Annotated in this window: 25 protein-coding genes and 1 pseudogene; 17 read left to right on the top strand and 9 right to left on the bottom strand. The window is 43.4% G+C overall.

The annotated features are described in order from the left end of the window. Nucleotides 1–82 precede the first annotated feature (82 nt). The 3 genes from topA to ACMXYS_RS10510 are packed head-to-tail and all read left to right on the top strand — an operon-like array spanning nt 83 to nt 3,517. Nucleotides 83–2,722 carry a type I DNA topoisomerase gene (topA, locus tag ACMXYS_RS10520; protein WP_415896471.1) on the top strand — a complete coding sequence of 880 codons (2,640 nt, stop codon included), beginning with the start codon at nt 83–85 and terminating at the stop codon, nt 2,720–2,722. Between the two features lie 10 nt (nt 2,723–2,732). Next, nucleotides 2,733–3,257 (top strand): DUF6586 family protein, encoded by a 525-nt coding sequence (locus ACMXYS_RS10515; RefSeq protein WP_415896470.1) that lies wholly within the window; start codon nt 2,733–2,735, stop codon nt 3,255–3,257. 5 nt (nt 3,258–3,262) lie between these two features. Further along, nucleotides 3,263–3,517: a hypothetical protein gene (locus ACMXYS_RS10510; protein WP_415884094.1), complete on the top strand. Its 255-nt coding sequence runs from the start codon at nt 3,263–3,265 to the stop codon at nt 3,515–3,517. Nucleotides 3,518–3,610: 93 nt separating this feature from the next. Here the strand turns inward: ACMXYS_RS10510 and ACMXYS_RS10505 are convergent, their stop codons facing one another. Both ACMXYS_RS10505 and lexA read right to left on the bottom strand, forming a co-directional pair. Then, nucleotides 3,611–4,069: a cell division inhibitor SulA gene (locus ACMXYS_RS10505; RefSeq protein ID WP_415884095.1), complete on the bottom strand. Its 459-nt coding sequence runs from the start codon at nt 4,067–4,069 to the stop codon at nt 3,611–3,613. A gap of 2 nt (nt 4,070–4,071) precedes the next feature. Further along, the gene (gene lexA / locus ACMXYS_RS10500) at nt 4,072–4,680 is read right to left on the bottom strand and encodes a transcriptional repressor LexA (protein ID WP_415884649.1); all 609 of its coding nucleotides are present in this window, start codon (nt 4,678–4,680) and stop codon (nt 4,072–4,074) included. Between the two features lie 144 nt (nt 4,681–4,824). On the opposite strand from lexA, the gene dinG reads away from it, so the two are divergent. The 5 genes and pseudogenes from dinG to sixA all read left to right on the top strand — a co-directional run bounded on the left by dinG (nt 4,825) and on the right by sixA (nt 10,314). Further along, the gene (dinG, locus tag ACMXYS_RS10495; RefSeq protein WP_415884096.1) at nt 4,825–6,945 is read left to right on the top strand and encodes an ATP-dependent DNA helicase DinG; all 2,121 of its coding nucleotides are present in this window, start codon (nt 4,825–4,827) and stop codon (nt 6,943–6,945) included. 11 nt (nt 6,946–6,956) lie between these two features. Continuing rightward, a pseudogene (locus ACMXYS_RS10490) lies at nt 6,957–8,264 on the top strand (DEAD/DEAH box helicase); the annotation flags it as partial. Between the two features lie 325 nt (nt 8,265–8,589). Then, a complete protein-coding gene (locus ACMXYS_RS10485) occupies nt 8,590–8,814 on the top strand; it encodes a hypothetical protein (RefSeq protein ID WP_415884097.1) in 225 nt (74 codons plus the stop codon). Between the two features lie 22 nt (nt 8,815–8,836). Then, entirely contained in the window at nt 8,837–9,865 is a 1,029-nt protein-coding gene (locus ACMXYS_RS10480; protein ID WP_415896469.1) for an NAD(P)H-dependent glycerol-3-phosphate dehydrogenase, read from the top strand. Then, a complete protein-coding gene (sixA, locus tag ACMXYS_RS10475) occupies nt 9,862–10,314 on the top strand; it encodes a phosphohistidine phosphatase SixA (protein WP_415896468.1) in 453 nt (150 codons plus the stop codon). Before ACMXYS_RS10480 ends, sixA begins: the two co-directional genes overlap by 4 nt. Here the strand turns inward: sixA and ACMXYS_RS10470 are convergent. Then, on the bottom strand, nt 10,297–12,078 hold the full coding sequence (locus ACMXYS_RS10470; protein WP_415896467.1) for a Wzy polymerase domain-containing protein: 1,782 nt from the start codon (nt 12,076–12,078) through the stop codon (nt 10,297–10,299). The two genes, sixA and ACMXYS_RS10470, sit on opposite strands and share 18 nt — an antisense overlap. Nucleotides 12,079–12,174: 96 nt before the next feature. Here ACMXYS_RS10470 and ACMXYS_RS10465 point away from each other — a divergent pair, with 96 nt between their 5' ends. The 3 genes from ACMXYS_RS10465 (at nt 12,175) to ACMXYS_RS10455 (ending at nt 14,847) form a co-directional block, all read left to right on the top strand. Then, complete coding sequence (locus ACMXYS_RS10465) at nt 12,175–13,020, top strand: alpha/beta fold hydrolase (protein ID WP_415896466.1); 846 nt, start codon at nt 12,175–12,177, stop codon at nt 13,018–13,020. Nucleotides 13,021–13,056: 36 nt separating this feature from the next. Then, entirely contained in the window at nt 13,057–13,887 is an 831-nt protein-coding gene (locus ACMXYS_RS10460) for a DUF4892 domain-containing protein (protein ID WP_415896465.1), read from the top strand. Nucleotides 13,888–13,950: 63 nt separating this feature from the next. Continuing rightward, complete coding sequence (locus ACMXYS_RS10455) at nt 13,951–14,847, top strand: patatin-like phospholipase family protein (protein ID WP_415884103.1); 897 nt, start codon at nt 13,951–13,953, stop codon at nt 14,845–14,847. Here ACMXYS_RS10455 and ACMXYS_RS10450 read toward each other — a convergent pair whose 3' ends face one another. Further along, nucleotides 14,848–15,399 carry a Smr/MutS family protein gene (locus ACMXYS_RS10450; RefSeq protein WP_415896464.1) on the bottom strand — a complete coding sequence of 184 codons (552 nt, stop codon included), beginning with the start codon at nt 15,397–15,399 and terminating at the stop codon, nt 14,848–14,850. 65 nt (nt 15,400–15,464) lie between these two features. Between ACMXYS_RS10450 and prmB the strand changes: the two genes are divergently transcribed. From prmB to ACMXYS_RS10430, 4 genes are all read left to right on the top strand, one after another. Next, nucleotides 15,465–16,394, top strand: a complete 930-nt coding sequence (gene prmB / locus ACMXYS_RS10445; RefSeq protein WP_415884105.1) for a 50S ribosomal protein L3 N(5)-glutamine methyltransferase — start codon at nt 15,465–15,467, stop codon at nt 16,392–16,394. A 43-nt stretch (nt 16,395–16,437) separates the two neighbouring features. After that, a complete protein-coding gene (aroC, locus tag ACMXYS_RS10440; RefSeq protein ID WP_415884106.1) occupies nt 16,438–17,529 on the top strand; it encodes a chorismate synthase in 1,092 nt (363 codons plus the stop codon). 91 nt (nt 17,530–17,620) lie between these two features. Further along, nucleotides 17,621–18,880, top strand: a complete 1,260-nt coding sequence (locus tag ACMXYS_RS10435) for a threonine/serine ThrE exporter family protein (RefSeq protein ID WP_415884107.1) — start codon at nt 17,621–17,623, stop codon at nt 18,878–18,880. Nucleotides 18,881–18,927: 47 nt separating this feature from the next. Next, nucleotides 18,928–19,659, top strand: a complete 732-nt coding sequence (locus tag ACMXYS_RS10430; RefSeq protein WP_415884108.1) for a lytic transglycosylase domain-containing protein — start codon at nt 18,928–18,930, stop codon at nt 19,657–19,659. Here the strand turns inward: ACMXYS_RS10430 and ACMXYS_RS10425 are convergent. Next, nucleotides 19,646–20,509, bottom strand: a complete 864-nt coding sequence (locus ACMXYS_RS10425) for a LysR substrate-binding domain-containing protein (protein ID WP_415884109.1) — start codon at nt 20,507–20,509, stop codon at nt 19,646–19,648. The two genes, ACMXYS_RS10430 and ACMXYS_RS10425, sit on opposite strands and share 14 nt — an antisense overlap. Before the next feature lie 104 nt (nt 20,510–20,613). Between ACMXYS_RS10425 and ACMXYS_RS10420 the strand changes: the two genes are divergently transcribed. Then, nucleotides 20,614–21,270 (top strand): glutathione S-transferase family protein, encoded by a 657-nt coding sequence (locus ACMXYS_RS10420; protein ID WP_415884110.1) that lies wholly within the window; start codon nt 20,614–20,616, stop codon nt 21,268–21,270. Nucleotides 21,271–21,359: 89 nt separating this feature from the next. On the opposite strand, the gene ACMXYS_RS10415 is transcribed toward ACMXYS_RS10420, so the two are convergent. From ACMXYS_RS10415 to ACMXYS_RS10400, 4 genes are all read right to left on the bottom strand, one after another. Then, nucleotides 21,360–22,130, bottom strand: a complete 771-nt coding sequence (locus ACMXYS_RS10415) for an amino acid ABC transporter ATP-binding protein (RefSeq protein WP_415884111.1) — start codon at nt 22,128–22,130, stop codon at nt 21,360–21,362. A gap of 12 nt (nt 22,131–22,142) precedes the next feature. Further along, a complete protein-coding gene (locus ACMXYS_RS10410) occupies nt 22,143–23,243 on the bottom strand; it encodes an amino acid ABC transporter permease (RefSeq protein WP_415884112.1) in 1,101 nt (366 codons plus the stop codon). Between the two features lie 14 nt (nt 23,244–23,257). Next, entirely contained in the window at nt 23,258–24,439 is a 1,182-nt protein-coding gene (locus ACMXYS_RS10405; protein WP_415884113.1) for an amino acid ABC transporter permease, read from the bottom strand. Between the two features lie 79 nt (nt 24,440–24,518). Beyond that, complete coding sequence (locus ACMXYS_RS10400; protein ID WP_415884114.1) at nt 24,519–25,532, bottom strand: amino acid ABC transporter substrate-binding protein; 1,014 nt, start codon at nt 25,530–25,532, stop codon at nt 24,519–24,521. A gap of 517 nt (nt 25,533–26,049) precedes the next feature. Here ACMXYS_RS10400 and speE point away from each other — a divergent pair. Next, a complete protein-coding gene (gene speE, locus ACMXYS_RS10395) occupies nt 26,050–26,919 on the top strand; it encodes a polyamine aminopropyltransferase (protein ID WP_415884115.1) in 870 nt (289 codons plus the stop codon). Nucleotides 26,920–26,941: the final 22 nt, after the last annotated feature.

Below are 26,941 nucleotides of genomic sequence, written 5' to 3'. Positions count from 1 at the left end.
TTGCACAGTAATATCGTGACAAGTTGCAAAAATAGATAGTTCGTCAGCGTTTAACCATGTAGCCCGAGGAAAGAAGGACGCTATGGGAAAATCCCTGGTAATCGTGGAATCACCCGCGAAAGCGAAGACCATTAACAAATATCTGGGTAATCAGTACGTTGTAAAATCCAGTGTGGGTCATATTCGCGACCTGCCAACCAGTGGCAGTACTAAAAAGAGCGATCCGAAAGAACGGGCTCGCCAAGCGGCACTGACGCGTAAAATGTCGCCTGAACAAAAAGTTATACATAAAAAGAAGAAGGCGCGTGAGCAGCTTATTGGACGCATGGGGATCGATCCTGATAAAGGATGGGATCCGCATTACGAGATTCTTCCGGGTAAAGAGAAGGTTGTTGATGAACTTAAACGTCTAGCTAAGAATGCTGACGAAATCTATCTCGCAACCGATTTGGACCGCGAAGGGGAAGCGATCGCATGGCACTTGCGTGAAGCGATTGGCGGTGATGATACGCGTTACCGTCGTGTTGTCTTTAACGAGATCACTAAAAAAGCGATCTCTGAAGCCTTTGAGCAGCCTTCTGCGTTGGATATGGATCGTGTTAATGCCCAGCAGGCACGCCGATTCCTTGATCGTGTAGTTGGCTATATGGTCTCTCCGCTACTTTGGGAGAAAGTGGCACGCGGTTTATCTGCCGGTCGAGTTCAGTCGGTTGCCGTTAAGTTGGTTGTTGAGCGGGAAAAAGAGATTCGTGCATTTATCCCTGAAGAATTTTGGGAAGTGCAGGCTGATACGCTAACGAAAGATAAAGTGGCACTGAAATTACAGGTGCATCGAATAAACGGCGAAACTTTCCGTCCAAGTTCAGAAGAAGAAACTAAAGCGCATTTAGAGCAGTTGCGTTCGGCTTCATTTGAAGTGATCAGCCGTAAAGATAGACCGACCAGCAGTAAACCTTCAGCTCCATTTATTACATCAACACTGCAGCAGGCTGCAAGTACGCGCCTTGGTTTTGGTGTTAAGAAAACCATGATGATGGCGCAGCGTTTGTACGAAGCAGGTTACATCACCTATATGCGTACAGACTCGACAAACCTAAGTGCGGAAGCCGTTGCGAACTGTCGAGAGTACATTGGCGATCATTTCGGTAGTAAATACCTACCTGAAGCCCCTAACAGCTATAGCAGCAAAGAGGGCGCTCAAGAGGCCCACGAGGCGATTCGACCATCTGATGTGAATGTGGAAGCTACCTCGCTTAAAAACATGGATAGAGACGCTGAGCGCTTATACGAGCTTATTCGTCGTCAGTTCTTAGCTTGTCAGATGACTCCAGCGAAGTTCCTGAGCACGCGTGTGACTGTGTCTGCCGGCGACTTTGAATTGGTTACTAAAGGTCGAATCCTGCAGTTTGATGGCTATACCCGTGTTATGCCTGCGAAGGGCAAAGGCGAAGAAGATATTATCCTGCCGGATGTTCAGGCTGGCGATAATCTAAATTTAGTTGATCTGTTGCCGAAGCAGCATTTTACCAAACCGGCTCCTCGTTTCACTGAGGCAAGCCTTGTTAAAGAGCTTGAAAAACGAGGGATTGGTCGTCCGTCGACCTACGCAGCGATTATTTCGACGATTCAAGATCGTGGCTATGTAGAAGTTCAACACCGACGTTTCTATGCTCAGAAAATGGGTGATATTGTTACAGAACGTCTAGGTGAAAACTTTTCTGACCTGATGGATTACAGCTTTACAGCACGGATGGAAGAAAGCCTTGATGATGTGGCTGAAGGCAGTGCTGATTGGAAAGCGCTTCTAGATCAGTTTTACGCTGACTTCTCTATGAAGTTGGAAGAGGCGCAGGATGCTGAGAATGGTATGCGCCCGAATGCTCCTACAGAGACCGATATCTCCTGCCCTGATTGTGGTCGAGATATGATGATCCGCACGGGCAGTACCGGTGTTTTCTTAGGCTGTTCCGGCTATAGCTTGCCACCAAAAGAACGTTGTAAGTGTACGATCAACTTAGTCTCTGGTGATGAGGTTGTTAGCGCTGATGGCGATGATGAGGAAGAATCTCGCATTCTGCGTAAGAAGCATCGTTGTAATTTATGTGGCTCAGCAATGGATTCTTATCTGATAGATGAGAATCGCAAGTTACATGTATGTGGTAATAACCCAGATTGTTCCGGTTTTGAAGTTGAGAAGGGTGAATATCGTATCAAAGGATATGATGGTCCTGTTCTAGAGTGTGATAAGTGCTCAGCTGAGATGCAGCTTAAGACCGGTCGTTTTGGTAAATACTTCGGTTGTACTGAGTGTAAAAATACCCGTAAGTTGTTGAAGAACGGTGAGCCAGCGCCACCTAAGATGGATCCTGTTCCAATGCCTGAACTTCAGTGCGAAAAGGTAGAGGATACGTACATCCTGCGTGATGGTGCGTCTGGTTTGTTCTTGGCAGCAAGCCAGTTCCCGAGAAACAGAGAAACACGTGCTCCGAAGATTGTGGAAATACTGCCACATCAGGCTGAGATTGATCCGAAATATGAGTTCTTGTTCAGTGCGCCTAAGAATGACTCTGAAGGCAACCTGAGTGTCATTCGCTACAGCAGAAAGACCAAAGAGCAGTACGTTATGACCGAGGTCAATGGTAAAGCGACAGGTTGGCGTGCATTCTATCGCGATGGTAAATGGGTCGAAGAAGAGACCCGTAAAAAAGCGAAGAAGAAATAGTCGGGGATTTATGAGCGGTATATATCAGGCACGCACGAATCAGAAGTTAAGCTTTACACGACTTCATCTAGAGCAACTTAAAAAAGCTCAAGATGACACTAGCTGGAGTAAGCATGCATTGATTGAGTCTTATAATGAATCAGTGCTGTTCCACCTAACATCAGCCTACGATGCTTTTTTACGCGAAATTGCTGAATGGTATAAGGTCGATACTGAAAGCTTTCAAGGTTATCGTGCGTTAGCTGCTGAAATGGGTAAGACTGGCGTCGAAAGCCCTGAATTGAGACAGTTAAGCAACCTAGAGTCCGATAATTCATCTTGGTTGCATAAAATGATGTCTGCTTATGAAGCATGCTGGCATGGTTCTGATGCTAAACAGACTGTGACTGAAACTAGCAGTGTTTCTGAAATACATGTGTTGCAGATCAATCCTGATCATGCAGAGGATGGTGAAATCATTACTGAGTATCAAACTTGGTTTGATTCACTCTCTGAATTAGTTAATCGCCTTAGAGAAGGCATGCAAGAGTGGTAAATTAAGTGTCAGGACTAACACCCGAGACTGTGCTTGAAATAATCGAACTTGATGAAGGCGGCTTAGCAATCCGAAATATGGATAGCGATGAAGAGCCGATGATTAAAGTTAATTTTTCTGATGCGCTTAAAGAACAATTAAGTGATCAATATCTAGATGTCGCTCGCGTTATGTTAACTGCAGGCATTCAGATGATGGCAGAATCTGGGGTGGGTTTAGAACAAGAGCCTGAAGAAGAGATCCCACCAACTATCCATTAAGTCATTTCAGATAATGAGCTCCTTTCAGGTAAAGCTCATTATTGGGGTGATATTACTTCGGTTAGGCGCCCTTAACAAAACTAGAAAATACTTTTAGCTATGTTGACGGCGTCTAATTATAATTCCGTGACTTTGTCCTTTCTTAGCGGCACTTTCTAAGTCGTTAAACTCTTCATCATTTAAGTATCCAGGCCATGATATTACCGCGTGGCTAGTGCCTGTGCTTAGTGCCTGTTTAGCAAGCTCAAAGGTGCTATGTTTGTTATCTGGGTTGAGCAGAATGACTTTAGTCAGATCAATGCCTGCCTCAATCAGAAGGTTTTTTGGTAATAACACAGGTGGAGCAATCCACACAAACCAGCGATCATCCTGACTTAGTTGTGCAAGTAATGGCATCAACATTGGGATGTTAGAAAAATTCTCATCTTGGACAACGATTTCAGTCATCGTACCTGCTAGCTGATTAGCTGGTTTTTGCTTGGTGAAAATCTTTTCATTTGCAGATGTGCTCTGCATTATTGTTGCAGTTTGGTTTGCGTGAAATGCCATCATGGTTAGTTACCTCTACGAATAACGCCGACGCTTAAACCTTCTATTGCCAGTGGTTGTTCGTTTAAATCCACTACAATCGGTTCAAACTCTTCATTTTCAGCAATTAGATAAACGATGTTACCTTCACGCTTAAAGCGTTTTACGGTGACCTCATCTTCTATTCGAGCGACTACAATCTGCCCATCCTTTGCTGTTTGGCATTGGTGTACTGCCAGTAGATCACCGTCCATGATGCCTACATCTTTCATGCTGCTACCTTTCACCCTTAAAAGATAATCCGCCTTAGGGTGGAAGAAGTCAGAGGAGATTGTGCAGTGATCTTCAACATGCTCTTGAGCAAGTATTGGCGATCCTGCTGCTACCTGACCGACAATCGGTAGGCCGCTATTTTCCTCTTCCAATTCAGGTACTCTAATACCTCGTGAAGTACCCGGAATAATTTCTATAGCGCCTTTTTTTGCCAGCGCTTTTAAGTGTTCTTCAGCTGCATTGGCTGATTTAAACCCTAAATCGCGGGCAATATCTGCGCGAGTAGGTGGGTAGCCGGTATCGCCAATGTGACGCTTGATGCAATCCAGAACTTCCGTTTGTCGTTTAGTCAGCTTCATGATCATGTCTGTTTGTTTATACAGTATGTGTATTTTTATACAGTATTTTGGTTTTGTAAAGCAACTTATGTTTTTTTATACAGTATTTTTGTTATTAAACCTTCAGAACTGTTAGAATCGCGCCTAGATATTTTATGGATTACGGTTTTGTTAGATAAGCAGCTCAAGCAAACAATACAGCAGGCCTATAGTACTTTTCTCAATAACAGAGGATTGAAGTCTCGCTATGGCCAGAAGTTGATGATTGCGGAGGTTGCGAAAACTCTGGGTGCTATTACTGCCAATTCTGAGGGCGAGAGAACGAGTGGTCAGCATATCTGTGTTACTGAGGCTGGTACTGGTACGGGTAAGACGATGGCCTATCTTTTGGCTTCTGTCCCTATAGCCCAGCAACGAAAAAAGAAAGTCGTTGTTTCTACAGCAACAGTTGCTCTTCAAGAACAGCTGATTCTTAAAGACCTTCCACAGCTGATTAGCGATGCCGGAATCAATCTTACTTATGGTTTAGCTAAAGGCCGAGGACGATATTTTTGTATTTCCAATGCAGAGAAGATATTGGAGCAACAGAATGAATTAGGCCAAATTGCATTGTATGAAGATGAAGTGGCTCAAAAACTTCAGACCTCAGATATTGACGAGGTTAAATCTCTACTTAGTCACTATGCCTCGGGTGAGTGGGATGGCGATAGGGATGCTTTAAAGAATACAGTGCCTGATGCTGTTTGGCGGTTGTCTACTAGCGATCATATGCAGTGTACAAATCGTCGCTGCAGTAACTTTTCAATCTGTCCATTCTTTAAGGCGAGACAAGAATTGGATAAATGGGATCTGATAGTTGCCAACCACGATCTTGTTTTAGCTGATCTCTCTCTTGGAGGCGGCGCTATTCTGTCGCCGCCGGAAGATACCATCTATGTCTTTGATGAAGGCCATCACCTAGGCACTAAAACTACGGGGCATTTTTCTTATAGCTTACGTGTTAAATCCAGTATCCGTTGGATGAGCAAAGCAACACGCAGCCTCAATAAATTATTGAATGACGCGTCTGATCACATAGTGCTTCGAAATTATATCGAGAAGTTAGCTAACCCTTTTGCAGATATGGAAAATTCCTTGAAGGAAGTCCAACTTCTGTTAAATCAAATACTTGAAGATAAACTCCAAGGCCCAAGTGATCGCTATCGTTTTGCGCAAGGTATGATTCCTGAACCTTTACAGTTGTCCTTTCATAATTTTGCTCAGGCTGCTGAGAGAGTCGTTTTAAAATTTGAGCAGATTGTTGATCTTCTGAAAGAAGGAATGGATGGTGAGTTAGCCGATCTGCCCCTAGCTATCTGTGAAGCTTGGTATCCGCAGATGGGTGTGCTTTTATCCCGTATGCAATCGATGTATTGGTTAGCTAAGTCTTACGCTGCATCTGATTCGACAACAGGACTGCCGACGGCACGCTGGATCGTTAAAGTAGATGGTAATGATGGCATTGATATTGAGTGTTGCAGTAGCCCAGTGTCAGCGGCGGAAACCTTACAAGAGCACCTCTGGAAAAACTGCTACGGTGCTGTTATTACTTCGGCTACGCTAACCGCTTTAGGGCGTTTTGATCGTTTGTATGCTGATCTTGGCATACCAACGGATAGTCCTTGTAATATATTTATGAGTCCATTTGATTTTCAAAATGCGGCCGAATTGCATGTCCCTGCAATGAAGACCGATCCTGGAAATCCTGATGACCATAATGAAGAAATTTCGGCAATGTTACTGCCAATTTTAGAACAGGGAAGTGCATCCTTGGTGTTATTCAGCTCATGGCGTCAGATGCGGTATGTTCTTGAGCGTATGCCTGCTAGTATATCAGCAGATATTCTTGTGCAAGGCGAACTTGCCAAGCATGAAATTTTGCGACAACACAGAGAGCGTATCGATGCTAATAAACCAAGTGTTATTTTTGGTTTAGCTTCTTTTGCTGAAGGCGTAGATTTACCTGGTGATTACCTTACACATGTAATTATTACGAAGTTACCATTTGGTGTACCGGATGACCCGGTTGAGGCAACCTACGGTGAATGGTTAGAATCGCAAGGGCGTAACCCGTTTCAAGAATGGGTTATCCCGATGGCATCAATGCGCCTCACCCAGGCTACAGGGCGTTTACTACGAACTGAGAGCGATAGCGGCAAAATAACATTGCTTGATCGACGGTTTATTACCCGTCGTTATGGAAAGCAGCTTTTAGCCGCTTTACCGCCTTATCGGCGAAATTTTTCTTAGGAATTGTTGAATTGAGTACAGAAAATAAATCAGTTGAGCAGACTGAAAGTGCTAACAAAAAAAGAAATTCATCTGCACGTAAGCCTCAACGACGTCGTCGTTACAACAACCGCTCTAAAGCTGCGTCTTGGAACCCAGAACAATTCGTCGTGCCTGAGGTAGAAGGTAAGAAGCGTTTCTTAGATTTTAATCTGCCGGATGACGTCCTTCATGCGGTTTATGACCTTAAATTTGAATACTGCACAGGGATCCAAGCTGAAACTATTCCTGCTGCACTCGCGGGCAAAGATATCATTGGTAAAGCGCAGACTGGTACCGGTAAAACTGCAGCTTTCCTTCTGGGTATTGTTACGGATTTGATTGACTACCCGTTAGACGAGAAACCTCGTTTAGCAGAACCTCGAGCTTTGGTCGTTGCACCTACGCGCGAGCTTGCACTGCAAATTGCTGAAGACGCAAAAGGCCTAGCGAAGTACACAGGTTTACATATTGTTAGCCTTGTTGGCGGTATGGATTATGAAAAGCAGCGCCAAAATCTGAAACGTAAGCCAGTTGATATCTTAGTAGCTACGCCAGGACGATTAATTGATTTCATCAATCGTAAAGATGTTGATTTATGGAATGTTGAAGTACTTGTTCTTGATGAAGCCGATCGCATGCTGAGCATGGGCTTTATCCCCGATGTAAGAACTATTGTCCGTAACACACCGCGTAAAGGTAGTGATCGACAGACACTACTTTACAGTGCAACGTTTACGGATGAAGTACTTAACCTTGCAGAGCAGTGGACTTTGGATGCGGTTAAAATCGAGATCGCACCAGAAATTAAAACGACGGACAATGTTAGTCAGACCGTTTATTTAGTCTCTGGCGAGCAAAAGTACCGTTTGCTTCGTAATTACATGGATAAGGATCACGCGGAAAAGGTTATCGTTTTTGGTAACCGCCGTGATGAGACGCGTAAGCTAGCAGACCGTCTATGTAAAGATGGAATTAAAGCTGCGCTTATGTCTGGTGAAATTCCACAGCAAAAACGCGTAAAAACGTTAGAAGATTTCCGCAGCGGTAAAATTCAGGTGCTAGTTGCGACCGATGTCGCAGGTCGTGGTATCCACATTGATGGTGTTACTCACGTATTTAACTATCAGCTGCCAGAAGACCCTGATGACTATGTTCACCGCATAGGTCGTACAGGTCGTGCCGGTGCCACAGGTGCATCAATCTGTTTCGCTTGTGAAGATGATTCCTTCCTTATTCCAGAAATTGAAGCTGAAACAGGTGTTAAGCTGGAATGTGTTCACCCTGAAGCCGAGCTTTTAGCTGAGCCTAAGTCTGCTGTTTCTGAACCCGCAATGGAAGAAGCACCTGAAACTACTGCTGAAGCTCCTGTTACAGAGACAGAGGGCGAAGAATCAAACGTAGAACAAGCACCGATTGACGAAGCAGAGCTTGAAGAGAAAAAGGTTGAAGAAACTGGCGAAGATAAAACGGCTGAAGTAACGCCTGAAGCTGTTCAGGAACCAAACGCTGACCTAGTGGAAGAAAAAACAAACGAAGACGTAGCTGATGAAAGTGCGGTTGAGCCTGTTGCAGCTGATGAACCTTCGGTTGAGACAGTAATTAACCCTGAAAGTGATGTTGAAAGTGACAGATCAGGACAAACACAAAACTAATCGTATCGCCTCTATTGCTGCAGTTGTTTTCAGCGCAGTCATTGCAGCTTTAGGTGTGGCAGGTTATCAGCGCACGGAAGATCCATTGCAGCTTATGCTTTTTTTAGGCTTGGCTGCTTTGGGCTATCTAATCGTGATTTACCTGTTTAAAGGCGTTAATAAAGTCCTAGATAGTATGGACGATTCGGAAAAATAGTTGGTAGAAGCGAAATTTATCTATGTCTGATATTCGTAAGGTTGCAGTGCTAGGGGCTGGTAGCTTTGGCACGGTGATAGCGAACATTGTCGCTGATAATGGTCATAAAGTTAGTTTGTGGTTACGTGATCAGGAAAGAGCTGATCATATAAACGAGTTCCATGAAAATCCTCGTTACCTTCCTGACTACCAACTCTCTAAAAATATTACGGCATCTTGTTCGTTAGAAGATGTTCTCCTTGATGCAGAACTGGTTTTTGTCTCTATTCCGAGTCAGTCCTTTAGGCAAGTGATTAAGCAGGCTAAGCCTTGGTTAAAGCCGGAGCAGATGCTTGTAAGTACAACTAAGGGGATTGAGGCTAAGACATTTAGCTTGATGAGCGAGATCCTGACAGAAGAAGTGCCTGATGCTCGTATTGGCGTCTTAAGTGGACCTAATCTGGCAAAAGAGGTGGCTGCTAAACAGTTAACTGCAACGGTAATTGCTAGTGATTCAGCAGATGTTAGAACACTCGTTCAGGATATCCTGCATAGCTCTTATTTTCGTGTTTATGCTAGCTCCGATACTTACGGTGTAGAGCTTGGTGGCACGCTGAAGAATATTTATGCGATTGCGGCGGGTTTGAGTGCTGCACTTGGTATGGGTGAAAACACCAAGAGTATGTTAATGACACGTAGCTTGGCTGAAATGAGTCGATTTGCGGTGTGCATGGGTGCAAACCCCATGACATTTATTGGTCTTGCAGGTGTTGGTGATTTGATTGTGACCTGTATGTCGCCTTTAAGTCGTAACTACCGCGTTGGATATGCCTTAGGTGAGGGCAAAACCTTAGATGAAGCGGTTGAGGCTTTAGGGCAAGTTGCCGAAGGTGTTAACACGATTAAACACGTCAAAGAAAAAGCTGCTGCAATGGGTGTTTATATGCCTCTTGTTGCAGGTTTATATGAAGTTGTTTTTAACCATGCACCTGTCGCGCAAGTTGTAAAAATGCTGATGATGAGCGAGCAGAGTACTGATGTTGAATTTGTCTTGCCTAGAGAAGGCGAATGAATTTCTTCTTAATGCGGCATGGTGAAGCCGAGTTTTTTGCTGAATCTGATGCACAGCGTAAACTAACGCCTGAGGGCGTGGAAAGGCTCAGGTCAAGATTGAAGACAGCTGTATCTTATCTCAAAGGCGTGGATTGTGTTATTCATAGCCCTTATGTCAGAGCCTGTCAGACTGCGGAAATAGTTAATCAGCAGTTAGGTGGGGTTGAGCAGTTTATTTCGGAGCTGTGGACGCCAGAATCTGATCCTGCGAATGCTTTAGCCTTTCTAGAGAACTTTGAAAATCGTTGCCCACTCGTGGTTACGCATATGCCCTTAATCTCTTATGTAGAGGCTATATGTTGTGAAGGGAATGCTTATAACCCTGCGGCATTTAATTGTGGTGAAATAGCCCAACTGGAAGCTGATTGGCCAGCAGCTGGGCTTGGGTGTTTAGTTCGACGTATCTAACTGTTTGGTAGCGCCACTACTATTTTTATCCTTAAGATCTTTTTGCATAAACTGCTGGTTAAGCTGCTGCAGATCTAAATTATTCAGATAAGTACTCATCGCAATTTTCATTATCTTATCACGCTCATTATTACGATTCGTATAGTCATAGGCGATGGCTAAGTTTCTGTAGTAGATCAAAGCCGGATTAACCTTAATTTGCTCTTCAGCCCAATTCGCGTAAGTAATTGCATGTTTAGGGTTGTTTTGCGAAATACCCATAAACATATTATTCCTCAGAATTAAAAAGCTTGTGTAATCTTCGAAATATGAAGATTTAATTGATGATTGAAGTAAAGCAGGATTTTTTTGTCCGCTCTTAAAGTAGTTCAGTATCCCTGCATTTCCCACTTGCGCTTGAACTAGGCTGTTTGTTGAAACTAATGCAATGATCGTAGTGCTAATAGGTATTGTTCGGCGAGCAGTTAATGATAACCCTCTCATTGAGTATGTTTTTTTACTGAATTGATGAACTAGAAACAGTAAAACGAGTAGTAGGAACCAAGGTGTATTTGAAATGTAAAAAGGTAGCTCTACTTGTGTGTGTAATGTTATAGGAACAAGTAGTGCCGCATAACCGAAGCCTCTTTGCCAACCTAACCGAATTAATTGTATAAATGTATACAAGCTCGCTGCAATTATGCCAACGATTGCGAAGCTTCCCCCTTCAATTAGCCAGAAGATAAATTCATTATGTGGGTGGCCAAATTTCGGGGACTTACCTAGGTTGTGTATTCCTTTTTCTTGGTGGTCCGCTCTTTTATCTTGGAATACTTTCTGAAAACTACCTAGGCCATGCCCGAAGATTGGAGCTTCTGTGTATAGCTCCCAAGACATTTCGTAAATGCTCCATCTGATATCTTGCCCCATTATTCGATCAAACTTTTTAGTAGTAGAACCAAGACCCTGGCTTCCTAAAAATCCACCAATGAGCGCACTTATCAATACACTGATAAAAATTGTTTTTGATGCTGCAAAAATTTTCCAACGGCCAATAACTAATAATGTTAAAGCAATTGTGACGCCTAGCACGCCCACCCTTGAGCCACTAATTGCTATGTTATAACTGGATGCTAACGCAGCTAAATGTAATGCAATAATAATTATGGGGTGGAGGCTTCTGCATGCTGGGCGACTTATAAGATAAAACACCAAAGTTAATGTGGTAGCCATCATTGCAGCTTGAACATTAACTTGCTGAAAAATGCCTATAGCGATTGTTTTATTTGTTTTGGGGACAATGTTGAACAAAAGAGGAATGTCGAGAACTTGAACTATCCCATAAAAGGCCGCAATAAGCCCCATAGATAAGAGAATATATAGGCTTCTTTCTAGTTGCTTAGCATTCAATTTAAATTGGAATAGCGCTATGAAAAATACATATCCACCACTGATAACTAAAAGCCTAACTAGCCACTCTGTGGGATTGTTATTGTCTGCTATATAGCTGGTTATAACGGCACCTAAGGGCAATAGAGCTAAGGGAAACCAAAACTTAGGCAAAACCAGTTGTTGTGTTTTGAAAACGATATAACTTGCTGCGGCGATAATCCAGCAGGCTACTATCCATAATGAGCTATTATGGGGAATATTTAAGCCTTCACCGCCTAAATTGGGTTGATAATAAAAAGGAGCAATTAGAAACATTAAGCCAAACAGTACAAAAAAGACTTTTTGTGGCTTTTTGAGGGAAGGATCCTTTTCCAGTTCAAGTCGTAGAGTCATGTTTCGCTAGTTCCAATTACTTTCTTTAGCTGAGATCTTATCGTAATTTCGGTTTATAGTACCTAACTGATTATCGTTAATAGTGTTTTTCTACCTATGTTCAAAAAAGTTAGCTTCAATATACAGATTCCTGGTTATACCGTAGCAGTCATTGAATTTGGAGATCCTAATGGCACTCCAGTGGTTGCATTACATGGTTGGTTGGATAATGCAGCTAGTTTTTATTGCCTAGCGAAAAATCTCAAAGGTATAAGGTTAATAGCAATAGATTTAATTGGTCATGGGCGTTCAGACCATCGACCAGATGTAATGCCTTATTATATTTGGGATAACGTTACTGATCTTTGCGCGGTTTTAGACGCGCTTTCGATTAAGAAAGTAAGTCTTATTGGGCATTCGATGGGGGCGAGTATTGCGATGCTATTTGCTGGAGCCTTTCCTGAAAGGGTTGAGCGTTTAATGTTGATAGAGGGTTTGGCACCGCTGTTCTATGAAGAGGAATATTTACCTCAGTTATTTGCTGATGCCGTTATTAAGCGCAGCAAGATGGTTGCTAAAACGTTACGTCCTTATGCATGCTACGAAGATGCAATTCAAGCGCGTATTAATGGTCGTTGGCCAGTTTCTAGAGAAGCGGCTGAGGCTTTGTTAGAACGAGGGCTATCAAAAACAGAGAGGGGCTATATTTGGAGTAATGATCCAAAATTGATGATGCCATCATTGGTTCGATTTAGTTTTTCACAGATCTCGTCTTTTATTAAATCCGTAAAATCAGAAGCTATAGTTATAAGAGGGTCGAGTGGTGCAGCAGATAGCATCATTAACCCTTGGTTAGGTGATTTCTTTCATGCTGAAGTGATTGATATGGAAGGAGGGCATCATTTGCACTTAGAGCCTCATCCAGCGAAATTGTTAGCTGAACGTATTAATCAATGGGCCTAAACTCTATTATTGGCTTTACGTTTTCAGGAGTATTGAATGCGTTTTTTAGTACCTTGTTTGTTTTTAATTTTATCAATGAATGTTCAGTCTGCTTCCGATGTTAGAGGAAGTCGTGACTATGGCTTATTTGAGCGCTTTCCTCGATCTACCATTGTTCAGTATAAAGAGATAGAAAACGCGGATTATCGTTTCGTTTTGGGCGGCTTGGAGAAAATTAATGGCGTTATTGCCCCTGAAAAAGAAGAGCGTTTAAACGGTAAATTGTTTCAACTGACCTACCGCATTCCTCAAAATCATTCCTCCGGTGAAGCATTCCAATTTTTCTCAGCGCAGTTAGAGGAGCAGGGAGCAGTCGAGCAATTTAATTGTCAGGGGCGGGCATGCGGTAGCAGTAATCAATGGGCGAATACCATTTTTAAGTATTCGAGATTATACGGTATTGACACCACTCAACGAGTAGCTAGCTTCAAGCTTAATCAACGTTACTTCGCTTTGTATTCAGTCCAGAGAGGCAACAAAAAAGTTTATTTACGATTAGATGTTTTGGAAATGGCTTCTGATCGTTCTGTTTCAGATAAGAGTGAGTTGGTTCAAGAGTATGTTGATACTGACGAAGGCTTCCAAAAACTTTTAGCCTTCATTCAAAATACACCTAAGCAAAAAATTTGGATTGTTTCTGCCGATTTTACAGCTGGTTCCTATCAGGAAAAACTTAATAGCGCCCTGGAACAGGGTAATCAGTTAAAAGCGAAGTTAATCACTAATGGCGTTTTGGCTCAGCAAGTGAATGTACACCCCGTTGGAGCTTTTGGAACAAAGTCAAAAACGGGTGATGTAACAATCATGATTTATAAAGAAGAGCTTTAATAAGCTCAAAGGAGATCGAACGCTAACTTAATTTTCCTGGCTTTCAGTGCTTAGGAGGTCATTATGGCAACAGTCTCATTAGTTCTTGGTAGTGGTGGAGCGAGAGGATATGCCCATATCGGAGCGATTGAAGAGATAGAGCGTCGAGGATATGAGATCGTATCTATCTCAGGAAGCTCAATGGGTGCCTTAGTGGGAGGAATGCACGCTGCCGGGAAATTAAACGAATATAAAGAGTGGGTAACCAGCCTCAACTGGATGAGAGTGGTTAGGTTATTAGATTTTACCCTGTCACGAGGGGCTATTCGTGGCGACAAAATATTTGTGCAGTTGGCTGAAATTTTAGGTTCGCCTAATATCGAAAATTTTGAGATTGATTTTACAGCTGTGGCTGCTGATATAGCTCATCAAAAAGAAGTTTGGTACCAAAAAGGCCCACTACTTGACGCCATTCGTGCGTCCGTTGCTGTTCCAGGTTTATTTACTCCCGTCGTCAAAGAGGGGAGAGTGCTGGTTGATGGTGGTATACTAAACCCTCTTCCAATCATCCCCGTTGTTGCTGCTCAAGCTGATCTTATTATTGCGGTAGATTTGAATACAGGGGATTCAAACCATAGTCATTTGCAGCTACCAAGTAATCAGTACTTAAAACGCAGCGGTATGAGTGATGAATGGCATATGCTGGATGCGAATGCTGCTGAAGGCAGTGAAGAGGTTACTGCCGATCAGCCGACAGAGATCGGGGGGCGTATGGATGTCCTACTTAACTCTGTGGAGGTGATGCAGGCGAGTTTAGCTGAATATAAAATTGCCGGTTACCCGCCTGATTTACTTGTGCGTATTCCTAAAGACCTATGTAGCTTTTATGAGTTTCATCGTGCAACAGAGGCCATCGAGTATGGGCGGCTTGCAACGCGAGATAGATTGGAAGCGTTAGAAAACGGTGATCCGATCAATTAGCTATTTATCGCGTTTAAGCAAAACGTAAAGGGCTCCTGCGCCGCCATCTTTTGCCTGTGCGGAACAGAATGCGAGTACTCCGTTTAGGCGTTTTAACCACTCGTTAACGTAAGACTTGATCATTGCCTGCTGGCTTTCTGATGAATGCGCTTTGCCGTGCACGACAATGACGCATCTCGCTTTGTTTCTTCTCGCTTCAAAAATAAATTTACTGAGCTGATCGCGGGCTTGATCAACTGTGTATCCGTGAAGATCTAAACCCTGTTCCCAAGGGATATGCCCTTGTTTCAGGCGTTTTAGAACACGAAACTGTACCCCAGGGTTCGCAAATAAAAGCTCCTCGCTTGATTCCACCAGCTCCACTGCTTCATCGGATAAACCATCGATGACCTTATCTTCCTGCTGAATAGCAGCTTGGCGACGGTATTGCTTGTTATGAAGATCACTCTTTGATCTCTTTATTTGAGTATCAGCTTTGTCGTGCTTATGGCGGGTTACGCCCTCCATTGCAGACATAAAATCGATGTCTTCATTCTCACGGGGGTCTTTCATGGTGTTCCTGTGCGAGTTTTATTAATATTGCCCTTTAAATTTAACAAAATATCGGTCCAGACTGAATGAGCCAGCAAGCTTTAACTTCAAACTCGATTACTAACCAGTTGCACAGCTTACGCGATTACATCCGTTATGCGATGAGTCAATTTGCGCAACATAAGGTCTATTTCGGTCATGGCACTGATAATGCGTGGGATGAGGCCACTCAGCTCGTATTAGGTGCAGTTTATCTTCCATGGGATGTTAACTCTGCAGTTTTAGATGGTCGCCTTACTGAGGAAGAAAAAGAGCGGGTCATCTCTTTTATTCATCAACGCGCAGTAGAGCGTAGACCCTTGCCTTACATTATTGGCGAATCTTGGTTCTGCTCATTACCTTTCTTTGTCGATGAGAGAGTGCTAATTCCGCGATCACCTATTGCTGAGTTGATTGAGAATCAATTTAGTCCATGGCTGCGAGACGGTCCGGTTGAACGTGTTTTGGACCTCTGTACAGGTAGTGGTTGTATTGGTTTAGCTTGTGCTTATGCCTTCGAAGAAGCGGAAGTTGATTTGGCCGATATCTCTTCTGATGCTATCGATGTTTCTAACATCAATATAGCGAAACATGAAATGGGTGATCGTGTTCAAGCTATTGAAAGTGATCTGTTTTCTAACTTACAGGGTAAGAAGTATGATCTGATTGTGAGTAATCCTCCTTACGTGGACGAAAGCGATTTGGCTTCAATGCCGGAGGAATACGATCATGAGCCAGAACTAGCGTTGGGTTCTGGCCCTGATGGATTGGATATTACACGTCAGATTCTTGCGCAAGCAAATGATTATCTAACTGAAGATGGCCTTTTGGTGGTTGAGGTAGGTAATAGTGAAGTGCATATGATGGAGAAATACCCACAGATTCCGGTCATTTGGTTAGAGTTTGAACGCGGCGGTAATGGTGTGTTTGCGATTACTGCTAAGGAACTGCGCCAACATCGGGATTGTTTGGTATAATCCCGCCCTGAATTTTTAAGAACGTTTTGGATGGAATACTGCGATGTCAGGAAATAGTTACGGTAAGCTGTTTACAGTCACTACATTTGGTGAGAGCCACGGTAAGGCTCTTGGCTGTATTGTTGATGGTTGCCCTCCAGGCATCGAGCTTTCTGAAGCTGACCTACAGTTAGATTTAGACCGCCGTAAGCCAGGTACTTCTCGTCATACAACTCAGCGCCGTGAAGCTGATGAAGTAGAGATTTTATCAGGTGTTTTCGAAGGTAAAACTACTGGTACACCAATTGGCTTGCTGATCAAAAACACCGATCAACGTTCTAAAGATTACTCCAATATCGAAGAGACGTTCCGTCCAGCCCATGCTGACTACGTTTACACGCATAAATATGGTTTCCGTGATTATCGTGGTGGCGGCCGTTCATCTGCGCGTGAAACTGCTATGCGTGTTGCAGCAGGTGCTATTGCGAAAAAGTATCTAGCGTCTAAAGGTATCGAAGTTAAAGGTTACCTATCTCAATTAGGTCCGATTGCAATTAACGAAGCTAACTTCGATTGGAATGAAGTACCTAACAATCCATTCTTCTCTCCAGATGCCGAAGCTGTGTCTGAGATGGAAACTTATATGGATGCGCTTCGAAAAGAGGGTAACTCTGTAGGTGCTAAAATCTCTGTAGTGGCTTCAGGCGCACCTGTTGGTTTAGGTGAGCCGATTTTCGATCGACTTGATGCTGACCTTGCTCATGCGTTGATGAGCATCAACGCTGTAAAAGGTGTTGAGATTGGTGATGGATTTGATTGTGTCTCACAGAAAGGCACGGAGCACAGGGATGAGATGACGCCTGAAGGTTTCTTGTCGAATCATTCGGGTGGTATCTTAGGTGGTTTATCTACAGGTCAAGATATCGTTGCGCATATTGCCTTGAAACCGACTTCTAGTTTGCGTCTGCCGGGCCGTAGTATTAATAGTCGCGGTGAAGAGATTGAAGTTGTGACGAAAGGTCGTCATGACCCTTGCGTGGGTATTCGAGCAACACCAATTGCCGAAGCGATGATGGCAATTGTGTTGATGGATCACTTACTCCGTGATCGAGCACAAAACGCAGATGTTAAATCTGAGATACCTGTTATCACCTGATATTAAAATTCGCCAATCGAATCTAGGAAAGGATAAATTAGCGATAATTTATCCTTTTTTGTTTTAGGGCTATAGAGGATTCAAAGCCGTTATGTCGTTTGATCTACTTGATCATTACTCATTAGATAAACAGCCAAACTTTCCGCCAAGAACCTTGCCGGTGGGTTTTATGCTGCGCTTAGCCAAAGCTCTGCACACCTATGGGATGACGGCTTATGAGCTAGAAAATACGATGAAACGAGTGGGTGAGACCCTTGGTTTTGGTGTTCAGTGTTTAGCGCAGCCTACAAACCTTATAATGAGCTTCTCACACCCAGAAGAGCCTGAGCCTAAAACCTATGTTTTCCGTGTAGATCAAGGCGAAGTAAACCTTGAGAGGCAGATCCAAGTAAATACGGTGGTTCGGGATGTCATGTCTGAATCTATCAAGGTGTCAGAAGGTGCTCATCAACTTAAAGCTATTTCTAACTCAGGTGCAAGGTTTGGCGTTAAAGGTCAGATGGCTGGATTTGCGTTGCTATCAGCAGGTATCGCTCACCTTTTAGGGGGTGCTGTAGCTGAGATGCTGGTGGCTTTTTTTATCGGCATGCTCACAGCACTTATCGCGGTTAAATTTTTAAAAACTGATTCACTTAAATATCTATTTCCGACGTTATCGGCGATTTTGTCGGCTTTAGTGGCCAATTTTGTTGCTAGTTTAGGGTGGCTGTCATCTCCCTATATTGCAACAGTTGCAGGGGTGATTGTGTTAGTCCCCGGTTTGCCGTTGACCACTGCAGTAGCAGAGTTGGCTCGGCAAAATATGGTTTCGGGCACAGCACGATTGGTTTATGCCGGTACTATATTCTTACAGATAGGCTTTGGCGTAGCCATTGGTAATGCTATTGGAACAGGCTTGTTTCCAGCACAACCTGTGACCTTTGAATGGTATCTGCCTGACTGGAGTCTATGGCTATCAATCGCCTATGCAGGCATCGGGCTGTGCTTTCTTTTCCAGAGCCGTCCAGTTGATATGCATTGGGTGGTACTAGGTGGTTGTATTGCTTTTGCAGCAACCTGGTATGGGGCTCAGCTATTTGGTCAGGTCTTAGGTGCTTTTATTGGCGCATTTATTACAGGCTTGGTAGCGAACTTGTTTGAGCGTATTTCAGGGATTACCCGAGCGGTCATGTTAATGCCGGGTATTATCTTACTGGTACCGGGAAGTGTTGGTTTTCAGAGCCTCTCCCTTATGGTTGAAAAGAATGTGCTTGAAGGGATCGATACGGCATTTAGCATGAGCTTTGTTGCTATCGCGCTGGTGACAGGGTTGCTGTTTTCCTCATTAATTCTTCCCCCTAAAGAGCTGTGATGGCGAAGGGTTAACCTCCGGGATTAATAGCTGCTAAACTGCTGTTTATGAAGATATGGAAAGCTACGGCTTCAACCGCAGTTTTAACGATTATTGGTGTTTTCGTTTCGCTAACGCCAGTAAATCTTATTGCGGGCGAAATTCGGAAAATTGTGCACCCAGATGGACGGGTCGAATATACCAACCTTAGCGATAAGCAGAGGAAGGTTAACTACACCAATAAAAGCTCCTCTTCACTCAAAAAAGTTTATAAGTACCGTAATGATGACGGGGTATTGTCATTCTCAGATCAAAGACCGTTGAATATAGGATTTGAAGTTCTGAGGTTTGATTGTTTTGCATGTGGTGTAGCTTCAACTGTTAATTGGCACACCACGCCTTTAAATTTGAATGCACATAGTGATCAAGTTAAAGAGATGTCGAAAAAATACGGCGTTGATGAAGCCTTAGTCCGTGCAGTCATTCATGCTGAATCGGCTTTCCGAGTTAATGCTGTCTCTCGGGTAGGGGCGCAAGGTCTGATGCAACTAATGCCGGCGACAGCGAAAGATCTTGGGGTTACAAATAGCATGGATGCCAATCAAAACATTGAGGGCGGGACTAAGTATCTAGCCCAGCTATTACAGAACTTCTCTGGTGATCTCACCCTAAGTACAGCAGCTTACAATGCCGGCCCAGGAGCGGTGACACGCTATAATGGCGTGCCTCCCTATGCTGAAACTAAAGCCTATGTTGAGCGCGTTGCTATCTTAAAAGAGCGTTATGCTAAAGCGTTGTAGCTTTTTCGCTCTGTTCTAACAAAATTGTACTCAATTCCGTCGCTACAGCTGAGCCAAACATAGGATGCGGTCGAGGAGCGATCGCTAGAACGATATCGACAGAGGGTAGAGGGGGTAAGCGTTTCTCATCAATGATCACTAGATCTTTACTAATGCTAGAAGTCGCCATAGCGCTTATACCTATGCCTTCTCTTAATAATCCCTTGAGTGCAGTTGAACTGGAAGAAGCGCAAACTAAACGATAATCGACCCCTTGCTTTTCTAAGCCATCAACAGCTGTGGTTCGAAATTTACAATCTGGTTCAAATAACACCAAAGGCAGTGGCGATTGCTCTAGCAGTGCTGGATAACCTCCATGTACCCATACGCCGGTGTCATGTTTAAGTACAAAGCCTTCGTCGCCATCTGGCGCCCGGGTAAGAATGGCGATATCTAATTCACCCGAATCCAGCATTGAACGTAATTTACTGCTGCAATTGCATTCAATATTAAAATTTAAATCTGGGATTCTTTCGCTGATAAGCTGGCATAGTTGTGGGAGAACCGATTCCGCATAATCATCAGGGCATCCAATTCTTAATGGTCTTTGTGCTTGGGTAATGGAAAAGTGTCCAATAGCTTCATCATGCAAAGCGATAAGTCTTCGAGCATAACTGACCAGTTCTTGGCCTTGGTCGGTTAAAGAAAGGTTACGCCCTTCTTTGGTAAATAGGCTATGGCCTGTTTCCTCTTCTAATTTTTTCATCTGCATGCTGATTGCACTTTGCGTACGAAAGGTCTGTTTAGCCGCGCGAGTAAAACTTCCAGTATCAACAAAAGCGATAAAGCTGCGAAGTGCATCTATATCCATACAGGGGTCATCCATCAATATTTCGAATAGGAGCTATCAAAACTATTCGTTAGTCAGATAGAAAGCAAGTTGCCACAATCTTAGGTCTAGATACGGAGGATGTTATGCAGTTAATAATTGGGAATAAAAACTACTCGTCTTGGTCATTAAGAGCTTGGTTGATGCTCAAAGCTTTTGAGGTCGAATTTGATGAACTTAAAATAAACCTCTTCACTGATGAATTTTATGAGACGTTAAAGCAGCATACTCCCGTAGCTAAAGTGCCTGTATTGCTCGATGGTGAATTGAATGTTTGGGACTCTCTCGCTATTTGCGAGTATGTTAATGAGCGCTATCTAGAAGGTGCTGCATGGCCGAGTGATATGTCTGAACGGGCCAAAGCACGAGCTATCGTCAGTGAAATGCACTCTGGCTTTAACGCGTTACGTAACGAGATGCCGATGAACTGCCGAGCTAAACGTAAAATAGAGCTAAGCCCAGCAGCACAGCAAGATATTCAAAGAATGGATGCTCTTTGGGCAGAATTAAGAGCTACGCATCAACATTCAGGGCCTTGGTTATTTGGCAGTTTTACGATTGTTGATGTGTTTTTCGCTCCAGCTGTTTTGCGTTTTGTAACTTACGGTATTGAGCTATCACCGCAATCCTCTGCTTATATGCAGACAGTTTTACAACATCCCGCTCTTCAGGCTTGGGTAAATGATGCTCTGCAGGAAACTGAAATGGTTGAAGAAGATGAAGCTGGGGAACCTGTAGAGTAAATTATTAAAATAAAAAAAGCCGCTTAGCTGTAACACAGGTAAGCGGCTTTGCTTTCGCTGGAAAGTTCGTTTTTATTAGGTATTGGCTATTAGTGATCCAATATCTGGCTTAGGAACAGCTGTAAACGATCTGTTTGTGGATTGTGGAAGATCTCCTCTGGGGTATTTTGTTCCACAATTTCACCTGCATCCATAAAGATTACACGGTCAGCAACCTTCTTAGCGAAGCCCATCTCGTGGGTTACGCAAAGCATCGTCATGCCTTCTTCGGCTAGCTCGATCATTACGTCTAGCACTTCCTTGATCATCTCAGGGTCAAGCGCAGATGTTGGTTCATCGAAAAGCATAATTTCAGGGTTCATACACAGGGATCGAGCGATAGCTACACGCTGTTGCTGACCACCTGATAACTGGCCTGGAAATTTATTCGCTTGGTCAGGAATTTTAACCCTTTCCAAATACTTCATCGCGATTGCTTCAGCTTCTTTTTTAGGCTTCTTTTGAACCCAGATAGGTCCTAGCGTTAGGTTTTCTAGAATAGTTAGATGAGGAAATAGGTTGAAGTGTTGGAATACCATACCTACCTCACGGCGGATAGCTTCGATATTCTTCACATCTTCAATCATCTCTACACCGTTTACGGTAAGAGAACCTCGTTGAAACTCTTCCAGTCGGTTAATGCAGCGAGTCATAGTTGACTTACCTGAGCCGGAAGGGCCACAGATAACTATACGCTCGCCTTTTTTAACGCGTAGGTTGATATCTTTTAATACGTGGAACTCGCCATACCATTTGTTGAGGTCCTTGATAACGATGATATCGTCGTTGTTTTCGATACGTTGTTCGTGTTCTATGCTCACAAGGAAAACCTCTTAGTTCTTATGGCTTGTGTCGAGTTTACGTTCAATTGATGCGCTGATCATGGACATGCTGAAACAGCAGATCCAGAAGACTATGGCTACAAAAAGGTAACCTTCAGTAGAATGACCGCCTAACCAACTTGAATTAGCAAGTGCTGTTTGAGTAGTACTCAACATTTCAAAGATACCGATGATCAATAAGAACGTCGTATTTTTGAAGAGCATGATAAATGTTGCCAGAATGTTTGGCATAGAGATCTTGATGACTTGAGGTAGGATGATCAGCAAGGTTTTTTGCCAAAAGCCTAGACCCAGTGAATCCGCTGCCTCGTACTGCCCTTTAGGGACAGCCTGAAAACCGCCTCGGAAAACCTCAGCCATATAACCAGACATAAAGAGCGTAAGCACAATCCATACACGAACGAGCTTATCTACATTTGTTCCTTCAGGGAAAAATAGTGGCAACATTACTGAACCCATAAAGAACAGAGCCAGAACGGGTACACCACGGAAGAACTCAATCAGTACAATGCTCACACTTTTTATAAAAGGCATATCAGAACGTCGTCCCAAAGCCCATAAAAAGCTTAATGGGAAGGCAACGATAATACTCGCAGCCGCCAGTAAAACGTTCAGTGAGAAACCGCCCCAGTAATCAGTGGAAACATATTCCAAACCGATCCAGCTACCATCCAAAATCAAAATAGACAGGAAAGGTAGTGCTAAGAAAAGAGGAATAGCGACCTTGTTGCGCAGTTCCTTACTCAGCATATTAGATGCGGTTATGATACCGACTAGGGCAATTAAACAGACATTGATACGCCAAATTTCTTCGGCAGGGTAGCTACCATAGAAGAACTGCTTCGACCAAGCTTTTACAAATACCCAACATGCACCATCTTTTGTGCAAGCGTCTTGAGTAGCGCCAGCCCAATTGGCCGAGATAAATAGCCAATCGACCAGAGGAGGAATTACCGTCACTAAACCTGCAAGGATAAGTAGTGTTGCAATCGAATTGGATATTGAGTCAAAGAAATTATCTCTGATCCAATGAATTGGACCTACAGTATCACGCGGTGCTGGTTGATCGGGTAGTGGTTTAAATTCTTTCATTTCATCACTCCCGATTAACGTTCAGTCAGAGAAACGCTTGCATTGAAGCGGTTCATAACAAAAGAAATGGACATGTTAACGACAAAATAAACCGCCATTGTCATAAATACGATCTCGATCGCCTGACCTGTTTGGTTAAGTGTCGTGCCAACAAATACGGTGAATAGATCGGGATAGCCTATCGCTGTTGCCAGAGTCGAGTTTTTAACTAGGCTCTGATACTCACTGTTAAGCAGAGGCACAATAACGCGCATGGCTTGAGGAACAACGATCAACTTCATGATCTTGCTCTCTTTTAAGCCGATACTACGTGCTGCTTCTGTTTGACCATGAGGTACTGCTTGAACACCCGCCCTTACTGCTTCCGCAATAAATGCTCCGGTATAAACCGTAAGTGCTAAGGCAAGTGCCATCAGTTCAGGAATAACCGTTACACCACCTCGGAAGTTAAAGCCTTTAAGCTCAGGGAAGTCCCAAGTGAACGGTACGCCTGCTGCAAATAGGGCAACAAGAGGTAAAACAAACAGAATAGCCAAACTAGCTTGTAATACTGGGAACTGCTGGCCGGTGTCATCTTGACGTTTCTTAGCCCAACGCTTGAGGATAAAGATAGAGGCAATGGCAGCAGCAATCGCACCATAAACAATACCTGCACCACTTTCAGCATTTAGTCCTGGGAAGTAGAGGCCGCGAACGTTTAAGAAGATCACTTCCCCAAGGCTCAAGCTTTGACGAGCACTTGGTAGTGCTGCCAATACTGCGAAATACCAGAAGAAAATCTGAAGTAGTAGTGGGATGTTTCGGAAAGTTTCTACATAAGCGACAGCCAGCTTTCTGATCAGTAAGTTATGAGAGAAGTGCGCAACCCCCATAATAAAGCCAACGATCGTCGAAAGAATGATCCCGATTGTCGAAACAAGAATAGTATTTAATAAACCGACAATAAATGTACGACCATAAGTATGCGTTGCATCGTATGGCACCAACGACATTAGAATATCGAATCCGGCAGTCGTAAACAGGAAGTCATAACCGCTTTTGATACCGCGGGCTTCTAAGTTAGCCAGCGTGTTAGAAATAATACCGTAAAAGAAATACCCCAAACCTGCTAGTAACAGCAGCTGGTAAATAATTGAACGGTTTCTAGGGTTGTTGAAGAAGGAGGGTGATGACGTCACCTGTGGCTTTTCAGACATAATTAAGCACTTATCTTCAGAAGGTTATAAGTAAAAATAGCAGAGGGGCATGAAAAATGCCCCTCTGTTTGATCCTTCCTTAGCGTACTGGTGAAGAGTACATGATACCGCCTTGGTTCCACTGGGCGTTTAGACCACGGGAAATTTTAAGCGGAGAACCCTGACCTACATTGCGCTCAAAGCTTTCAGCGTAGTTACCTACTTGCTTCACAATGTTGTATGCCCAATCAGCAGGAATGCCAAGTTTTTGACCTGCATCGCCTTCAGAACCCATTAGGCGTTTCTGAGAAGGATTTCCTTCTGTTTTCGCTTTATCAGCAGAAGCACTGTCGATTTTTAGGAATTCAGCTTCAACCATCGCCATTAGAGACCAGCGAACCACGTTAAACCATGCATCGTCACCTTGACGAACAACAGGTCCTAGCGGCTCTTTAGAGATAACTTCTGGCAGTACCATCGCTGCTGAAGGATCTTTTAGGCCTATACGTAGAGCGTATAATTGAGATTGGTCTGATGTTAGGACGTCACAACGACCGCTTTCGAAACCAGAGCGTGTTTGGTCAGAAGTATCGAATGTGATTGCTTTGTAGCTGATGCCGTTGGCACGGAAGTAGTCTGCAAGGTTAAGTTCAGTTGTTGTACCTGCTTGGATACATACAGCTGCACCGTCTAGTTCTAGCGCACTTTTTACGCCAAGGTCTTTAGAAACCATGAAACCTTGACCGTCATAATAGTTTACGCCAGCAAAGTTAAGACCTAGAGAGGTATCACGTGTGTGAGTCCAAGTAGTGTTACGAGAAAGAATATCGATTTCACCAGACTGAAGTGCGGTGAAACGCTCTTTAGCTGTAAGAGGCTTGTATTGAACTTTGCTTGCGTCACCTAGAACAGCAGCAGCAACAGAACGACATACGTCTACATCAAGACCGCTCCAAGTACCGTTCTCATCTTTCTGAGAAAAACCTGCAAGGCCAGTACTTACCCCGCAAGATACGCTGCCTCTTTTTTGTACATCTTCTAACGTGCCTGCCTGAGCACCAAAAGCTAAACCAAGTGCCATACCTGTAGCAACAACCGAGGTAAGTAATTTCATTATGTTTCTCCATCCTTTCTGAGGCTATATACGCCGCAAAACTGTCTTGTTTTTGTTATCTGTTGTAGTAAGCGTAGGTAAAAATTCCAGTTCCTAACAAACTTAGAAGAATACAACGAAAATGGTAGTAAAATTAGACTTTGGTTGTAGTTTGGCGCTAGGCCTTTGGTTGTAGGGGCTGGAGCGTGATTCGGTAGATTCTAATGTTGTAAAAAAAAGTTCATAAAATGGATAAAGGAGCAAATAATAAATTTATTTCTGATTGCTTGATCAAAAATGTTATTAGGGTTGAATGAAAATGTTAGTCCAATAAATGGGTTAAATTCCACGAAATAGCGGTGTTGAATGATGTGGGATTTTTGTGCTCTAGATAGTGTGGAAATGCTTTGTTTTTTACCTTTTTCAGGGTATAAATGCGGCCAAAATTTAAGGCCTGCGAAGTTAGGTTTATACTCTAAATTAATGTAGTGCGTTTAGCAGTGCTACCCCTTTTTTCGTTAGTTAGCGAGTAAAGCAAGTGACAACGTCTTTAAAAGAAAATTTATACAAAGAAACACTCCATAAAGGCTACGGTCAGGAATTTGATGTAGAGGAAGTGTTGTTCGAGCAACAAACGGATTCTTGGCATCTGATTATTTTCCGTAATCCAGTTTATGGCACTGTCATGGCGTTGGACGGAATTATTCAAACGACGGAGAGAGATGAATTTGTTTACCATGAAATGCTAACGCATGTACCGATCTTAGCGCATGGAAATGCAAAACGCGTTTTGATCATCGGCGGAGGTGATGGCGGCATTTTGCGTGAAGTATGTCGTCACCAATCGGTAGAGCATGTTACGCAAGTAGAGATCGATCAAGCAGTAATCGATATGTGTAAAACATATCTTCCAAATCACTCAGCAGGTGCTTTTGAAGATCCACGTGCCAATATAGTGATTGCTGATGGTGTTGAGTACGTTAATCAAACAGATGAAAAATTCGACGTTATCATTTCTGACTGCACAGACCCTGTAGGCCCAGGTGAAGTTCTGTTCTCAAGCCGTTTTTACGAAGGATGTAAGAACTTACTGACAGACGGCGGTATTTTTGTCGCACAGAATGGTGTGCCTTTCCTACAGCAAGATGAAGTGATTACGACACGCCGTCGTTTAAGCCCGTACTTCAAAGACCAATCTTTCTACACCGCAGCTGTACCTACTTATATTGGTGGTGTAATGACTTTAGCGTGGGGTTCCGATAATGAATCATTACGATCTATCGATTTGGCAGAGTTGCAAAAGCGCTATGACAACAGCGAAATCGAAACCCGTTACTACAATCCACAGATGCACTTAGGTTGCTTTGGCCTTCCGCAATATTTATTAAATGCCTTAAAAGAGGCATGATGACGAACGGTACTATCTAGTT

The sequence above is a fragment of the Neptuniibacter sp. QD57_21 genome (genome assembly GCF_047778075.1).
In the GTDB taxonomy this organism is placed as follows: Bacteria; Pseudomonadota; Gammaproteobacteria; order Pseudomonadales; family Balneatricaceae; genus Neptuniibacter.
Note: the sequence above shows the minus strand (reverse complement) of the source record. Positions and strands in the feature narration are given on the sequence as shown.

What these genes read in the sequence shown, in the direction of transcription:
- topA (WP_415896471.1), top strand. Translation starts at nt 83, where the DNA reads ATGGGAAAATCCCTGGTAATCGTGGAATCACCCGCGAAAGCGAAGACC.
- ACMXYS_RS10515 (WP_415896470.1), top strand. Translation starts at nt 2,733, where the DNA reads ATGAGCGGTATATATCAGGCACGCACGAATCAGAAGTTAAGCTTTACA.
- ACMXYS_RS10505 (WP_415884095.1), bottom strand. Translation starts at nt 4,069, where the DNA reads ATGATGGCATTTCACGCAAACCAAACTGCAACAATAATGCAGAGCACA.
- ACMXYS_RS10480 (WP_415896469.1), top strand. Translation starts at nt 8,837, where the DNA reads ATGTCTGATATTCGTAAGGTTGCAGTGCTAGGGGCTGGTAGCTTTGGC.
- sixA (WP_415896468.1), top strand. Translation starts at nt 9,862, where the DNA reads ATGAATTTCTTCTTAATGCGGCATGGTGAAGCCGAGTTTTTTGCTGAA.
- ACMXYS_RS10470 (WP_415896467.1), bottom strand. Translation starts at nt 12,078, where the DNA reads ATGACTCTACGACTTGAACTGGAAAAGGATCCTTCCCTCAAAAAGCCA.
- ACMXYS_RS10465 (WP_415896466.1), top strand. Translation starts at nt 12,175, where the DNA reads ATGTTCAAAAAAGTTAGCTTCAATATACAGATTCCTGGTTATACCGTA.
- ACMXYS_RS10460 (WP_415896465.1), top strand. Translation starts at nt 13,057, where the DNA reads ATGCGTTTTTTAGTACCTTGTTTGTTTTTAATTTTATCAATGAATGTT.
- ACMXYS_RS10455 (WP_415884103.1), top strand. Translation starts at nt 13,951, where the DNA reads ATGGCAACAGTCTCATTAGTTCTTGGTAGTGGTGGAGCGAGAGGATAT.
- ACMXYS_RS10450 (WP_415896464.1), bottom strand. Translation starts at nt 15,399, where the DNA reads ATGAAAGACCCCCGTGAGAATGAAGACATCGATTTTATGTCTGCAATG.
- prmB (WP_415884105.1), top strand. Translation starts at nt 15,465, where the DNA reads ATGAGCCAGCAAGCTTTAACTTCAAACTCGATTACTAACCAGTTGCAC.
- aroC (WP_415884106.1), top strand. Translation starts at nt 16,438, where the DNA reads ATGTCAGGAAATAGTTACGGTAAGCTGTTTACAGTCACTACATTTGGT.
- ACMXYS_RS10435 (WP_415884107.1), top strand. Translation starts at nt 17,621, where the DNA reads ATGTCGTTTGATCTACTTGATCATTACTCATTAGATAAACAGCCAAAC.
- ACMXYS_RS10430 (WP_415884108.1), top strand. Translation starts at nt 18,928, where the DNA reads ATGAAGATATGGAAAGCTACGGCTTCAACCGCAGTTTTAACGATTATT.
- ACMXYS_RS10425 (WP_415884109.1), bottom strand. Translation starts at nt 20,509, where the DNA reads ATGGATATAGATGCACTTCGCAGCTTTATCGCTTTTGTTGATACTGGA.
- ACMXYS_RS10420 (WP_415884110.1), top strand. Translation starts at nt 20,614, where the DNA reads ATGCAGTTAATAATTGGGAATAAAAACTACTCGTCTTGGTCATTAAGA.
- ACMXYS_RS10410 (WP_415884112.1), bottom strand. Translation starts at nt 23,243, where the DNA reads ATGAAAGAATTTAAACCACTACCCGATCAACCAGCACCGCGTGATACT.
- ACMXYS_RS10405 (WP_415884113.1), bottom strand. Translation starts at nt 24,439, where the DNA reads ATGTCTGAAAAGCCACAGGTGACGTCATCACCCTCCTTCTTCAACAAC.
- ACMXYS_RS10400 (WP_415884114.1), bottom strand. Translation starts at nt 25,532, where the DNA reads ATGAAATTACTTACCTCGGTTGTTGCTACAGGTATGGCACTTGGTTTA.